Raw genomic sequence first — 14023 nt, forward strand, 5'->3', positions numbered from 1 at the left:
CGGCGCAGGGTTTGCGCGCATTGCAGGCATGCCCGGACGCTACGGCAACGCTGTGTTGCGCTGAAGGCGGGCGCGGTTGGCGGGCGAGCGCCGGCGCCCAGAAAAAAGACGGGACGGCCGTGGCCGTCCCGTCCGGGTGCTGCAGGAAGCGCGCTGATTACAGCGCAGCGTCCTTGAGCTTCTTGAGCGGACGCACCTTCAGCTTGGTGGAGGCCGGCTTGGCGGCGAACCACTGCTCTTCCTTGGTGAACGGGTTGATGCCCTTGCGCTTCGGCTTGGCCGGCACGTTGACGGTGGTGATCTTCAGCAGGCCCGGCAGGGTGAAGCTGCCTGCGCCCTTCTTGTGGACCGAAGCGGCCACGGCACCTTCCAGCGAGGCCAGCACAGCGCGCACGTCCTTGGCGACGACGCCGGACGCTTCGACGATGTGTGCAACCAGACCAGACTTGCTCAGCACTTCCTTGATCGGCTTGGGAGCGGCCGGCTTCGCGGCTGCCTTCGTAGCGACTTTCTTCACTGCCTTCTTCGGGGCAGCCTTTTTAGCGGTCTTTGCCATGGTGTCCTGTTCTCGTGAACGGTTGGTGGTGTGGTCGCGCCGAACCCCGTCGGCAAGCGAAATGTAGGGCAACACGGGGGCGCCGCCAATAGGCAGATGCATAAAAATCGCGTTTTTCGCCGTTCCGGTTACCGCAGTGCATCAGCACATGCCCTGAAAACACGGGGCTGTGCGTACCCCCGGCTTGCCGATGCTGGCGGTTGGCGCAGTGTGTGCATGTGGAAAATCCCTTGAAAACAGCCTCCGCGCGTTGAAAACGCGGCGCGTGCGGTCCGCCGGGGTGCGCCGTGGGCCGCGCCACCTCCGACCCGACGCCACGCTAACGCCCCCCGGTCTAGGCTGGTCCTGCCATTCATCCCGAAGGAGACTCACGATGGGCATTTCGCGACACGCTACCGCGCACTGGGAAGGTGACCTCAAGACAGGCAAGGGACAATTGAGCACCCCGCAGAGTGGGCTCATGGACCACACCCGCTACGCCTTCAGCAGCCGCTTCGGCGACGAGAAGGGCACCAATCCGGAGGAACTGATCGCCGCCGCGCACGCCGGCTGCTTCACGATGGCGCTGTCGGCCAAGCTGACCGAGGCCGGGTTCGTGCCGACGTCGCTGGATACCGAGGCCAAGGTCGATCTGTCGATGGAAGGCGGCCCGCAGTTGTCGCAGATCACCTTGAAGGTCAAGGCGGTGGTGCCGAAGATCGATGCGGCGCAGTTCCGTGCCATCGCCGACGACGCCAAGCAGAACTGTCCGGTGTCCAAGGCGCTCAGCGCGGTGCCGATCACGCTGGAGGCCGAACTGGCCGGTTGAGCCATGCCGCAGCGCGGATTGAGCGATCTCCACAGGGGCGGCATAGTCGCCCCTGTTTCTTTCTGCGGGAGCTTCGCGTGCGCCATCGCCTTCTGGCTGTCCTGCTGTCCTGTCTCTGCGCCACCCCGGCGCAGGCCGATGTCCGGCTGATCACGGCCGCCACCATCCGCACCGGCGCGGCGGATACGCCGGTGGCCACCGCGCTGGCCTGGGATACGGCCGATGGGCGGGTGCTGGCGGTTGGCGATCGCCAGGCGCTGTTGACGCTGTATCCGCTGGCGCCGCTTACCGACCTGGGCGACGTCACGGTGGTGCCGGGGCTGATCGACGCGCACGCGCACCTGATGTACCTCGGGCAGACGCTGATGCAGGCCGACCTGACCGGTGCGGGCAGCCGTGCGGACGTCGTTGCGCGGCTGCAGCGTTTCGCCGCGGACAATCCGGACGGTTGGCTGCTGGGCAACGGCTGGGACCAGAACCGGTGGGCCGATGCCCGTTTCCCCACCGCCGCCGACCTGGATGCTGCGTTCCCGGACCGACCGGTGTGGCTGGGTCGCGTGGATGGCCACGCCGGCTGGGGCAACAGCGCGGCGCTGCGTGCGCTGGCGGCAGTGCCAGGGCAGCGCGCGCTGCAGGGGCGCTGGCAGCCGGCGGGCGGGCGCATCGAGCGCGATGCGGCAGGCCGCCCGACCGGTGTGTTTGTCGATGAGGCGATGGGGCTGATGCGGGCCGCGATTCCCGCGCCCAGCACCGCCGCGCGCGAGCAGATGCTGTCGCGCGCGCTGGATGCGGCGGTACGCCAGGGACTCACCGGCGTGCACGACATGGGCGTCTCGCGCGAAGACCTGGCGCTGATGCGCCGCTTCGCCGACGCCGGTCGCCTGCCGTTGCGCATCGACGCCTATGCCGACGGCAATGGCGAGGCACTGGACGATCTGTGCGCGCAGGGGCCCTACCGGCATCCCGGCGGACGCCTGGAGATGCGCGGCGTGAAGCTGTTCATGGACGGCGCACTGGGCAGCCGCGGTGCTGCGCTGCTGGCCGACTACAGCGATGATCCGCACAACCGCGGCCTGCTGGTGACGTCGCCGGCCGATTTCGAAACGGCCGCGCGCAAGGCCGATGGTTGCGGCGTGCAGGTGGCCACGCACGCGATCGGCGACCGAGGCAACCGCATCGTGCTCGATACCTACGCGCGGGTGCTGGGCGAGCGCAGCGGCGGCGATCACCGCTGGCGTGTGGAGCATGCCCAGGTGGTGGCGCTGGAGGACATTCCGCGGTTCGCGCAGTTGAAGGTGATCGCCTCGATGCAGCCCACCCATGCGACGTCGGACATGGGCTGGGCGCAGGACCGGGTGGGACCGCAGCGCATCCTGGGTGCGTACGCCTGGCGGCGCATGCTGGCTGCGGGCGTGCCGCTGGCGCTGGGGTCGGACTTCCCGGTGGAGCAGGTCGATCCGCGGTTGGGGTTGTATGCCGCCGTGACGCGGCAGGACCGTGCCGGCCAGCCGCCGGGCGGCTGGCAGCCGGACCAGCGGTTGAGCGCGGCGGAAGCGCTGCGCGGGTTCACCGCCGATGCGGCGTTCGCCGGCCGCGATGAGGATCGCGTCGGCCGCCTGCAGCCGGGGCTGCAGGCCGACTTCGTGGTGTTCGACCGCGATCCGCTGCAGGTGCCGGCGGCGCAGCTGGCCGACCTGCAGGTGCGAGCCACCTGGGTAGGCGGCACGCCGGTATACGAGGCGGCGCGCTGACGCGCCGCCCCTGCGATTACCAGTCCAGCGTGCCGCGGATGACGGTCTGCACCTGGCCGCCGGACCAGACATCGCCCGCGGCATCAATGTGCAGGCTCAGCCGCGCATCGTGGCCCACTTCGCGGCCCTGGCTGACCACATAGCGCGGTTCGTCGCGTGGCAGCGCGCCACGGCTGTCCAGCCACGCCGCGAGCACCGCGTTGGCCGCGCCCGAGGCGGCATCCTCGAAGCGGCGTCCGTTGCCGACGAAGGCGCGCACCGCCAGGTCGTGCGCCGGATCCTGGCTGCGCGCATAGGCGAACACGCCCATGCTGCCGGTCGATTCGGCCAGCGCGGCGATCGCGTCCCAGTCCGGGGCGAGGGCACGCAGGTGCGCTTCGTCGGCCAGTTCCACCACCCACCAGCTGCGCCCGCCGTCCATGCGGGCCGGCGGCAGTGCGCCCAGCGCCCAACCGGCCAGCGCGGTCCGCAGGCGCGGGTCGTCTGCCACGGTCACTTCGGCCACCTGCGCGCGCGGTGTGCGGATGGCGATGGTGCGCTGGGCGCCGCTGCCGTCCACGCGCAGCGGCAAGGCGCCGGCGATGCCGTCCTGCACCAGCACGCCGTCCACCGGCGCGGCCAGGCCGGCCTCGAGCACGGCGTGCGCGGTGCCCACGCTGGGGTGGCCGGCGAACGGCACTTCCTTCTGCGGGCTGAACATGCGGATGCCGTAGCTGGCGCCCGGCGCCTGCGGGGCGAACACGAAGGTGGTCTCCGGCAGCCGCGTCCAGCGGGCGATGGCCTGCATGGCCACATCGTCCAGGCCTTCGGCGTCGAGCACCACGGCCAGCGGATTGCCGGCACCGGGATAGGGGGAAAATACGTCCAACTGCAGGAAACGGCGGGTGGTCATCGAGGCGGCGGGCCGGGGCAAAGGGGTGGGCAGCTTACCAACCTGCGCCGGGCCGACGGCGCCGGGCCGGGCATGAATGCGTCAGGGCTGCCGCACGCCGGCCCTGCACGGCCCGGGCTTGGCATAGAATCGGGGGTTCGGCCCGGCGTGCCGGGCGAATCCCCCTCACTACGACTTCCCCATTACCTCCATGTCAGCTTCCCCCCTTGTCGATCATTGGATCGTACTGAAGTTCGGCGGCACCTCCGTGTCGCGTCGTCACCGCTGGGACACGATCGGGAAGCTGGCGAAAAAACGTGCGGAAGAAACCGGCTCGCGCGTGCTGGTGGTGGTCTCGGCGCTGTCCGGGGTGACCAACGAACTGACCGCGATCGCCGATGGCGCCGCCGACAGCCGCGCCCGCGTGGACGCGCTGGTGGCCCGCCACCGCGAGTTCCTGGTCGAACTGTCGCTGGATGCCGGCGCGCTCGACGTGCGCCTGGCCGCGCTGGCCGGGCTGCTCGACGATCCGCGTGCGGCGTCGCGTCCGCTGGACTGGCAGGCCGATGTGCTGGGCCAGGGCGAGCTGCTGTCGTCCACGGTGGGCGCGGCCTACCTGCGCGCCAGCGGCCTGGATTTCGGCTGGATGGATGCGCGCGAGTGGCTTGATGCCCTGCCGCCGCAGCCCAACCAGAGCGAGTGGTCGCAGCGCCTGTCGGTGAACTGCCAGTGGCGTGCCGATGCTGCCTGGGCCGCGCGCTTCCATGCACAGCCCACCCGCATGCTGATCACCCAGGGCTTCATTTCGCGGCATGCCGACGGCGGTACCGCCATCCTCGGCCGCGGCGGCTCGGATACCTCGGCGGCGTACTTCGGTGCGCTGCTTGGCGCCAGCCGCGTGGAAATCTGGACCGATGTGCCGGGCATGTTCAGCGCCAATCCGAAGGACGTGCCCGATGCGCGCCTGCTGACCCGCCTGGACTATTACGAAGCCCAGGAAATCGCCACCACCGGCGCCAAGGTGCTGCATCCGCGCTCGATCAAGCCGTGCCGCGATGCCGGCGTGCCGATGGCGATCCTGGATACCGAACGCCCCGAACTGCCGGGCACCAGCATCGACGGCAATGCCGCGCCGGTGCCGGGCGTGAAGGCGATCAGCCGCCGCAACGGCATCGTGCTGGTGTCGATGGAAGGCATCGGCATGTGGCAGCAGGTCGGCTTCCTGGCCGATGTGTTCGGCCTGTTCAAGAAGCACGGGTTGTCGGTGGACCTGATCGGTTCGGCCGAGACCAACGTCACCGTGTCGCTGGACCCCTCCGAAAACCTGGTCAACACCGACGTGCTGGCCGCGCTGTCGGCGGACCTGTCGCAGATCTGCAAGGTCAAGGTGATCGTGCCGTGCGCGGCGATCACGCTGGTCGGGCGCGGCATGCGCTCGCTGCTGCACAAGCTGTCGGACGTGTGGGCCACGTTCGGCCGCGAGCGCGTGCACATGATTTCGCAGTCGTCCAACGACCTCAACCTGACCTTCGTGATCGACGAGTCCGACGCCGATGGCCTGCTGCCGATCCTGCACGCCGAGCTGATCGACAGCGGCGCGATGCCGGTGGAGGAGGGCGAGGTGTTCGGCCCACGCTGGCGCGAGATCGCCGGCACCGTCCGCGCGCGCGAAACCGCCTGGTGGCGCGGGCAGCGCGAGCACCTGCTGACGCTGGCCCAGGCCGGCACGCCGCGCTACGTGTACAACCTGCCCACGGTGCGTGCGCGTGCGCGCGCGCTGACCGCGATCAAGGCCATCGACCAGCGCTACTACGCGATCAAGGCCAACTCGCACCCGGCCATCCTGACGCTGCTGGAGCAGGAAGGCTTCGGCCTGGAGTGCGTGTCGCACGGCGAGCTCAAGCATGTCTTCAATACGCTGCCTGCGCTGTCGCCCCGTCGCGTGCTGTTCACCCCGAGCTTCGCGCCGCGTACCGAGTACGAGGCCGCCTTCGCGCTCGGCGTGACGGTCACCCTGGACAATGTGGAAGCGCTGCAGCGCTGGCCGGAGCTGTTCAGCAACCGCGAGCTGTGGCTGCGCGTGGACCTGGGCCGTGGCGAAGGCCACCACGCCAAGGTGCGCACCGGCGGCAAGGACTCCAAGTTCGGCCTGCCGATCGCGCGCGTGGACGAATTCGTGCGCCTGGCCACCGAGCTGGGCACCCGCGTGGTCGGCCTGCACGCGCACCTGGGCAGCGGCGTGGAAACCGCCCAGCACTGGCGCCTGATGTGCGATGAACTGGCCGGTTTCGCGCGCCGCATCGGCAGCATCGAAACGATCGACATCGGCGGCGGGCTGCCGATTCCGTACAGCGCCGACGACGAGCCGTTCGACCTGGACGCGTGGGCGGTTGGCCTGGCCGAGGTCAAGGCGGTGCACCCGGCGTTCCGCCTGGCGATCGAACCCGGCCGCTACCTGGTGGCCGAATCCGGCGTGCTGCTGACCCGCGCCACCCAGGTGGTGGAGAAGGACGGCGTGCGTCGCGTGGGCCTGGATGCGGGCATGAACACTCTGATGCGCCCGGCGCTGTACGACGCCTGGCACGACATCGACAACCTCAGCCGGCTCGGGGGCTACGCGGAGGCCGCCTTCGACGTGGTCGGCCCGATCTGCGAGTCCAGCGACGTGTTCGGCAAGCGCCGCCGCCTGCCGGTGTCGACTGCCCCGGACGATGTGATGCTGATCGCCGATGCCGGCGCCTACGGTTACGTCATGGCCAACACCTACAACCAGCGCGAGCTGCCGCGCGAGGACGTCATCGATGACGTGCCTTGATCGCCGCCTGCCGCCCTCTGAACCGGATACACCATGACTGCTTTCGATAAACACCAGGTTGCCGTTTTCCGCTTCGTCCGCTGCGATTTCGCAGCGGATACGGGCGTGGCGCAGCTGGTCTACGCCTTCGACGACGGCCCCGAGCTGATCGAGACGGTGACCATTCCGGGCGCCCCGTTCGTGCTCGACGGCGCCCGCGCCGACGCCGTGCAGCACGCACTGCGCCTGCTGCACCTGATCGCCGGCGTCAGCTATTACAAGGCCGGCGTGCCGGACCAGGTACGCATCGACAGCTATGCCATCGACGCGGCCACCGCCGCGCTGGTGGAAACGGTCTACCTCAACGGTCTGGGCGAGTTCGCCTACCGCAACGGCCTGAACCTGCGCGGGCGTTTCCGCCTGCCGGTGGAGGGCGAGGCGGTTGCCGCACCGGCGCTGGGCCTGCGTGAGCACGCCCTGGTCGCCATCGGCGGCGGCAAGGATTCGCTGGTCAGCATCGAGGCCCTGCGCACGCTGGGCATCGCCGAGACGGTGACGTGGATCGGCGGTTCGCAGCTGATCCGCGCCTGCGCCGAACGGACCGGCCTGCCGATCCTCAACATCGGCCGCACGCTGGCCCCGGAGCTGTTCGAACTGAACCGCCAGGGCGCGTGGAACGGGCATATCCCGGTCACCGCGGTGAACTCGATGATCATGGTGCTGGCCGCGCTGCTGCAGGGCGTGGACCAGGTGGTGTTCTCCAACGAGCGCTCGGCCAGCTATGGCAGCCAGATTCCGGGCACCGGCGAGGTCAACCACCAGTGGTCCAAGGGCTGGGCGTTCGAGCAGGCCTTTGGCGAGCATGTGGAAGCGCACATCGCCGCCGACCTCCACTATTACTCGCTGCTGCGGCCGCTGTCGGAGCTGGCGGTGGCGCGTCAGTTCGCCAAGAGCGACTTCTACGACGCGCACTTCTCCAGCTGCAACCGCAACTTCCACATCCTCGGCGAACGGCCGGTCAACCGCTGGTGCGGGGTGTGCCCGAAGTGCCATTTCGTGTTCCTGGCGCTGGCGCCGTTCATGCCCAAGCCGCGCCTGGTGAACATCTTCGGCCGCAACCTGCTGGACGATGTCGACCAGGCCGGCGGCTTCGATGCGCTGCTGGAATTCCAGGACCACAAGCCGTTCGAATGCGTCGGCGAAGGCCGCGAGTCGCGTGCGGCGATGGCAACCCTGGCCGCACGACCGGAATGGAGCGAAGACGCACTCGTGAAGCGTTTCATCCATGAGATCCAGCCGCACCTGGACGCAGGCGAGCTGCACGTCGAGCCGCTGCTGGTGCTGGAAGGCGAGCATCGGATTCCGGCGGCGATCTGGGAGCGCCTGCGTGCGAATTTCGCAGCTTGAGGGCAAGCGGGTCGCGTTGTGGGGCTGGGGGCGCGAAGGCCGTGCGGCATTCGGCGTGCTGCAGCAGCGGCTGCCCTCGCTGCCGCTGACCCTGTTCTGCCCCGAGGCCGAAGCCGCTGCAGCCCGTGAGGAAACCCACGGCGCGCTGCAGGTGCGTTCGGATGTCAGTGGCGACGCGCTGGCCGCGTTCGAGCTGGTGATCAAATCGCCGGGGATCAGCCCGTATGGCGAGGCCGCCCAGGCCGCCGCCGCGCGTGGTACGCAGTTCATCGGCGGCACCTCGCTGTGGTTTGCCGAACACGCCGATGCCGATGGCACCGTGCGCGACACCGTGTGCGTGACCGGCACCAAGGGCAAGAGCACCACGACCTCGCTGCTGGCGCATCTGCTGCGTGCCTCCGGCGCGCCGACCGCGCTGGTGGGCAACATCGGCCTGCCACTGCTGGAAGTGCTCGACCCGCAGCCGGCGCCGCAGTACTGGGCGGTGGAGCTGTCCAGCTACCAGACCGGTGAAGTGGCGCGCAGCGGTGCGCACCCGCAGGTGGCGGTGGTACTGAACCTGTTCCCCGAGCATCTGGACTGGCACGGCAGCGAAGCGCGTTACATCCAGGACAAGCTGCGGCTGGTCACCGAGGCTGCGCCGCGCATCGCGGTGCTCAACGCCGCCGATCCGCACCTGGCTGCGTTGTCGCTACCCGACAGCGAGGTGGTGTGGTTCAACCAGCCGCAGGGCTGGCACATGCGCGGCGATGTGGTCCATCGGGCCGGGCAGGCGGTGTTCGACACCAGCAGCACGCCGCTGCCGGGCCGCCACAACCGCGGCAACCTGTGCGCGGTGCTGGCCGCCGTGGAGGCGCTGGGGCTGGATGCCGTGGCGCTGGCGCCGTCGGTGCAGGCATTCCGGCCGCTGCCCAACCGGCTGCAGACCGTGGGCAGCCGCGAGGGTGTCACCTTCGTCAACGACTCCATCAGCACCACGCCGCATGCGAGCCTGGCGGCGCTGGAATGTTTTGCCGGGCGCCGCATCGCGCTGCTGGTCGGCGGCCATGATCGTGGCCTGGACTGGCACGACTTCGTCCAGCACATGGCCGATGACGTGCCACCGGTGGAGATCGTGACGATGGGGGCCAATGGGCCGCGCATCCACGACCTGCTGCAGCCGCTGGCAGCGCAGGGGCGGTTCGGCCTGCACGCGGCCACCGACCTGGCCGAGGCGATGCGCCTGGCCCGGGCCGCACTGGGCGGGCAGGGCGGGGTGGTACTGATGTCGCCGGGCGCACCCAGCTATGGCGTGTACCGCGACTACGTCGCCCGTGGCCGCCACTTCGCCGAACTGGCCGGGTTCGACCCGGACCAGATCACCGCGATCCCGGGCATCGGCATCGCCTGAACCGCACCCCCGCGCTGCGCGCGATAGCCGGGCAGAGCCCGGCTCTACAGGCGCATCTCCGCTCCCCTCGTAGAGCCGGGCTCTGCCCGGCTGCTCTCCGATCAGAAACCGCACACCCCCGCGCTGCGCGCGATAGCCGGGCAGAGCCCGGCTCTACAGGCGCATCCCCGCTCCCCTCGTAGAGCCGGGCTCTGCCCGGCTGCTCTCCGATCAGAAACCGCAATCCCCCGCGCTGCGCGCGACAGCCGGGCAGAGCCCGGCTCTACAGGTGCATTCCCCGCTCCCCTCGTAGAGCCGGGCTCTGCCCGGCTGCTCTCCGATCAGAAACCGCAATCCCGCGCTTCGCGCGATAGCCGGGCGGAGCCCGGCTCTACAGGCGCATCCCCCGCGCGCCACATCGCGCCACAGCCGGGCAGAGCCCGGCTCTACGGGGCGTTGCGGGGGGCACCGTATAGTCGGGGTTCTTTCCCGAGGAGCAGGCGAATGAACAGGCGATGGCAGTGGGGCGCGGCGATGCTGCTGGGCATGGCGGCGCTGCCGGCGATGGCGGCGATGAAGACCCAGCCGGTGGAGTGGACTCTGGATGGCACCACCTTCAGCGGCGTGCTGGTCTACGACGACAGCGAGTCTGACACGCGGCCTGGCCTGGTGATGGTGCCCAACTGGAAGGGCGTCAACGACTCGGCGATCGCCAAGGCCAAGCAGCTGGCCGGCGATGACTACGTGGTGCTGGTTGCCGATGTGTACGGCAAAGGTGTGCGCCCGAAGACCGACGCCGAGGCCGGACCGGTCGCGACGAAACTCCGCAACGACCGCCCGGTGCTGCGCGCACGCGCGTTGAAGGCGATCGAGGTGCTCAAGGCGCAGGCGGGCAAGGCACCGCTGGATGCGGCACGGATCGGTGCGGTCGGCTTCTGTTTCGGTGGTACCACGGTGCTGGAGATGGCGCGCGCAGGCGCCCCGTTGGCCGGTGTGGTCAGCCTGCACGGTGGGTTGGGGTCGCCGTTGCCAGCCAAGGCCGGTGGCACGCATCCGTCGGTGCTGGTGCTCAACGGCGCCGACGACAAGGGCGTGACCAAGGAAGACATCGCCAGCTTCGAGCAGGAGATGAACGCGGCCAAGGTCGACTGGGAGTTCACCAACTACAGCGGTGCGGTGCACTGCTTCGCCGAGTCCGATGCCAACAGTCCCCCGGGCTGCCTGTACAACCCGCGCGCCGCCAAGCGTGCGTGGAAGGCGCTGGATGAGTTCTTCGAGGAGCGCTTCGAGCGCCGCTGAGGGAGGACCGGCCGGCGCGACGTAGGTGCAGCCGACCAGCGGTCGGCTCTACCGGCGGGGTGGTGTGCCGACCGTTTTGGTCGGCACACCGTGCCTCAATGCGAGCGCTGTACCGCGTAGCGGGCCAGGCCGCGCAGGGCGGCAACGGCATCGTTGTCGGCCAGGCCGTCGAGCGCGCGCTCGGCGGCGTCGGCATATTCTTCGGCACGGCGGCGGCTGTACTCGAGCCCGCCGGTGGCGTGGATGGCGGCCAGCACCTCCGGCATCGCCTCGGCGTCGCCGTTCTGCACGATCTCGCGCAGGCGCTCGCGGGTGGTCGCATCGGAATGCGCCATCGCATGGATCAGCGGCAGGGTCGCCTTGCCTTCGGCGAGGTCGTCGCCCAGGTTCTTGCCCAGCTCATCGGCATTGGCCGAGTAATCGAGCACGTCGTCGGCGATCTGGAAGGCGTAGCCCAGGTGCATGCCGTAGTCGTACAGCGCCTGCTGGGTGGCCTCGTCGACGCCGCTGGCCAGTGCGCCCAGGCGGGTGCCGGCGGCGAACAGCACCGCGGTCTTGCGCTCGATCACGCGCAGGTAGGCCGCTTCGTCGGTGTCCGGGTTGTGGACGTGCAGCAGCTGCAGCACCTCGCCCTCGGCGATGCGGTTGGTGGTGTCGGCCAGGATCCGCATGACCGGCATGCGGTCCAGTTCCACCATCAGCTGGAAGCTGCGCGAGTACAGGAAGTCGCCCACCAGCACGCTCGGCGCATTGCCCCAGAGGGCATTGGCAGTGCTGCGGCCACGGCGCAGGCTGGATTCGTCCACCACGTCGTCGTGCAGCAGGGTCGAGGTGTGGATGAACTCGATGATGGCCGCCAGCTGGTGGTGCTCCGGACCGGCCTGGCCGACCGCGTGGCCGGCCAGCATGACCAGCATCGGGCGCAGGCGCTTGCCACCGGCGGAGATGATGTGGTCGGCGATCTGGTTGATCAGGACGACATCCGAAGACAGTCGGCGGCGAATCAGGGCATCGACGGCGGCCATGTCGGGCGCGGCAAGCGACTGGATCTGGGGCAGGCCCAGCGCGGGGCGGGTGTCTTCGGTGATGGTCATGCGGTCTGACTTTCAGGCGTACAGCGAATTATAGGCGTTGCGGCCGTCTTCCGCCTGCGAAGACCGCCCGGGGCGGCCGACGGCGTGAATACGTATGCATGCAGCGCCATCCCGGCAGGGCCGCCGCTAAGCTTGGCGGGTATGTTCTGGCCCCCGGATCGGGTGCCCTGGAAGCCCGGAGGGGGCCCTTACATGTTGCAGATTCCCTGGTGGCGCGGCGCCGTCATCTATCAGATCTACCCGCGCAGCTTCCTCGATGCCAACGGCGACGGGGTGGGCGACCTGCCCGGCATCATCGAGCGGCTGGACTACGTGGCCGCGCTGGGCGTGGACGCGATCTGGATCTCCCCGTTCTTCACCTCGCCGATGGCCGACTTCGGCTACGACATCGCCGACCACCGCGACGTGGACCCGTTGTTCGGCACCCTGGCCGACTTCGACCGCCTGCTGGCCAAGGCGCATGCGCTGGGCCTGAAGGTGATGATCGACCAGGTGTTCAGCCATACCTCGATCGAGCATGCCTGGTTCCGCGAGAGCCGCCAGGACCGCACCAACCCCAAGGCCGACTGGTACGTGTGGGCCGACCCGCGCGAGGACGGCACGCCGCCCAACAACTGGATGTCGATCTTCGGTGGCGTGGCCTGGCAGTGGGAGCCGCGCCGCGAGCAGTATTTCCTGCACAACTTCCTGGCCGACCAGCCGGACCTGGACTTCCACAACCCGGCAGTGCAGCAGGCCACGCTGGATTACGTGCGGTTCTGGCTGGACCGCGGCGTGGACGGGTTCCGCCTGGACTCGATCAACTTCTGCTTCCATGACGCGCAGCTGCGCGACAACCCGGCCAAGCCGCTGGAGAAGCGGGTGGGGCGCGGCTTCAGTGCCGACAACCCGTACGCGTACCAGTACCACCACTACAACAACACCCAGCCGGAGAACCTGGTCTTCATCGAGCGCCTGCGCGGCCTGCTCGACGCGTACCCGGGCACCGTGAGCCTGGGCGAAATCTCCGCCGAGGATTCGCTGGCCACCACCGCCGAGTACACCGCGCCCGGTCGCCTGCACATGGGCTACAGCTTCGAGCTGCTGGTGAAGGACTTCAGCGCCGGCTACATCCGCGACACCGTGTCGCGGCTGGAAGCGACCATGACCGAGGGGTGGCCGTGCTGGGCGATCTCCAACCACGACGTGGAACGCGCGGTGACCCGGTGGGGCGGGCATCCGGCGCAACCGCGGCTGGCGCGCCTGCTGGTGGCGCTGCTGTGCTCGCTGCGCGGGTCGATCTGCCTGTACCAGGGCGAAGAGCTGGGGCTGGGCGAGGCCGACGTGCCGTTCGAGGCGCTGCAGGACCCGTATGGCATCACCTTCTGGCCGAACTTCAAGGGCCGCGACGGCTGCCGCACGCCGATGCCGTGGATCGATGCGCCGCTGGCCGGCTTCACCACCGGCCAACCGTGGCTGCCGATTCCGGCCGAGCATCAGGCAGCGGCGGTAGCCGTGCAGATCCACGATCCAGGGTCGGTGCTCAACGCATTCCGCCAGTTCCTGGCCTGGCGCCGGACCATGCCGACCCTGCTGGTGGGCGACATCGCGTTCCTGGAAACGGCCGAGCCGGTGCTGATGTTCGAGCGTCGCCATGCGGGCGAGACGCTGCTGCTGGCCTTCAATCTGTCGGCCGAGCCGGTGCGCGTGGCGCTGCCGGGTGGCCAGTGGCAGGCACTGCACGTGCCCGGCCCGGACGTGGGAACCGCAGCGGCGGGCGAACTGACGCTGCCGGCGCAGTCGATGTACTGCGCGCGCAGGGACTGACACGTTTTTCCGGTGGTATTGAGAGGGCGGGGCCACGTGCCCCGCCCTTTTTTTTTGGCCCGGCAGACATCAAAACCCCCAACGCCCCGTAGAGCCGGGCTCTGCCCGGCTGCCCTTGGTGCCGTCATCGAACATCCCGACGCGCCGCCCTCTGCCCGGCTGCCCTTCATGCCGTCATCGAACATCCCGACGCGCCGCCCGTAGAGCCGGGCTCTGCCCGGCTGTCCTTCGTGCCGTCATCGAACATCCAGACGCGCCGCCCTCTGCC

The 14023-nt window shown here is 69.4% G+C and carries 10 protein-coding genes; 7 read left to right on the forward strand and 3 right to left on the reverse strand.

The window, feature by feature from the left end; translation table 11 throughout:
* Positions 1–157 precede the first annotated feature (157 nt).
* Positions 158–556: an HU family DNA-binding protein gene (locus ACLB90_RS14985; protein WP_136006586.1), complete on the reverse strand. Its 399-nt coding sequence runs from the start codon at positions 554–556 to the stop codon at positions 158–160.
* Between the two features lie 373 nt (positions 557–929).
* Between ACLB90_RS14985 and ACLB90_RS14990 the strand changes: the two genes are divergently transcribed.
* Both ACLB90_RS14990 and ACLB90_RS14995 read left to right on the forward strand, forming a co-directional pair.
* Positions 930–1364 (forward strand): OsmC family protein, encoded by a 435-nt coding sequence (locus ACLB90_RS14990; RefSeq protein ID WP_411850204.1) that lies wholly within the window; start codon positions 930–932, stop codon positions 1362–1364.
* Between the two features lie 77 nt (positions 1365–1441).
* Positions 1442–3115 (forward strand): amidohydrolase, encoded by a 1674-nt coding sequence (locus ACLB90_RS14995; RefSeq protein WP_411850205.1) that lies wholly within the window; start codon positions 1442–1444, stop codon positions 3113–3115.
* Positions 3116–3131: 16 nt separating this feature from the next.
* Here the strand turns inward: ACLB90_RS14995 and ACLB90_RS15000 are convergent, their stop codons facing one another.
* A complete protein-coding gene (locus ACLB90_RS15000) occupies positions 3132–4007 on the reverse strand; it encodes a PhzF family phenazine biosynthesis protein (protein WP_411850206.1) in 876 nt (291 codons plus the stop codon).
* A gap of 190 nt (positions 4008–4197) precedes the next feature.
* Between ACLB90_RS15000 and ACLB90_RS15005 the strand changes: the two genes are divergently transcribed.
* From ACLB90_RS15005 to ACLB90_RS15020, 4 genes are all read left to right on the forward strand, one after another.
* Positions 4198–6801 carry a bifunctional aspartate kinase/diaminopimelate decarboxylase gene (locus ACLB90_RS15005; protein WP_411850207.1) on the forward strand — a complete coding sequence of 868 codons (2604 nt, stop codon included), beginning with the start codon at positions 4198–4200 and terminating at the stop codon, positions 6799–6801.
* 33 nt (positions 6802–6834) lie between these two features.
* A complete protein-coding gene (murL, locus tag ACLB90_RS15010) occupies positions 6835–8187 on the forward strand; it encodes a UDP-N-acetyl-alpha-D-muramoyl-L-alanyl-L-glutamate epimerase (protein ID WP_411850208.1) in 1353 nt (450 codons plus the stop codon).
* Positions 8168–9577 (forward strand): UDP-N-acetylmuramoyl-L-alanine--D-glutamate ligase, encoded by a 1410-nt coding sequence (gene murD, locus ACLB90_RS15015; protein WP_411850209.1) that lies wholly within the window; start codon positions 8168–8170, stop codon positions 9575–9577. The genes murL and murD overlap by 20 nt, the downstream gene beginning before the upstream one ends.
* Before the next feature lie 483 nt (positions 9578–10060).
* Entirely contained in the window at positions 10061–10855 is a 795-nt protein-coding gene (locus ACLB90_RS15020; RefSeq protein ID WP_411850210.1) for a dienelactone hydrolase family protein, read from the forward strand.
* A 95-nt stretch (positions 10856–10950) separates the two neighbouring features.
* Here the strand turns inward: ACLB90_RS15020 and ACLB90_RS15025 are convergent, their stop codons facing one another.
* Positions 10951–11949, reverse strand: a complete 999-nt coding sequence (locus ACLB90_RS15025; RefSeq protein WP_411850211.1) for a polyprenyl synthetase family protein — start codon at positions 11947–11949, stop codon at positions 10951–10953.
* 192 nt (positions 11950–12141) lie between these two features.
* Between ACLB90_RS15025 and ACLB90_RS15030 the strand changes: the two genes are divergently transcribed.
* Positions 12142–13755 carry an alpha-glucosidase family protein gene (locus ACLB90_RS15030; RefSeq protein ID WP_411850212.1) on the forward strand — a complete coding sequence of 538 codons (1614 nt, stop codon included), beginning with the start codon at positions 12142–12144 and terminating at the stop codon, positions 13753–13755.
* The last annotated feature ends 268 nt before the right edge of the window (positions 13756–14023 follow it).

This window comes from Stenotrophomonas sp. LGBM10 (genome assembly GCF_046736075.1).
Taxonomy (GTDB): Bacteria; Pseudomonadota; Gammaproteobacteria; order Xanthomonadales; family Xanthomonadaceae; genus Stenotrophomonas.

Coding starts and splice junctions, on each gene's coding strand:
- ACLB90_RS14985 (WP_136006586.1), bottom strand. CDS start 556: ATGGCAAAGACCGCTAAAAAGGCTGCCCCGAAGAAGGCAGTGAAGAAA.
- ACLB90_RS14990 (WP_411850204.1), top strand. CDS start 930: ATGGGCATTTCGCGACACGCTACCGCGCACTGGGAAGGTGACCTCAAG.
- ACLB90_RS15000 (WP_411850206.1), bottom strand. CDS start 4,007: ATGACCACCCGCCGTTTCCTGCAGTTGGACGTATTTTCCCCCTATCCC.
- ACLB90_RS15005 (WP_411850207.1), top strand. CDS start 4,198: ATGTCAGCTTCCCCCCTTGTCGATCATTGGATCGTACTGAAGTTCGGC.
- murL (WP_411850208.1), top strand. CDS start 6,835: ATGACTGCTTTCGATAAACACCAGGTTGCCGTTTTCCGCTTCGTCCGC.
- ACLB90_RS15020 (WP_411850210.1), top strand. CDS start 10,061: ATGAACAGGCGATGGCAGTGGGGCGCGGCGATGCTGCTGGGCATGGCG.
- ACLB90_RS15025 (WP_411850211.1), bottom strand. CDS start 11,949: ATGACCATCACCGAAGACACCCGCCCCGCGCTGGGCCTGCCCCAGATC.
- ACLB90_RS15030 (WP_411850212.1), top strand. CDS start 12,142: ATGTTGCAGATTCCCTGGTGGCGCGGCGCCGTCATCTATCAGATCTAC.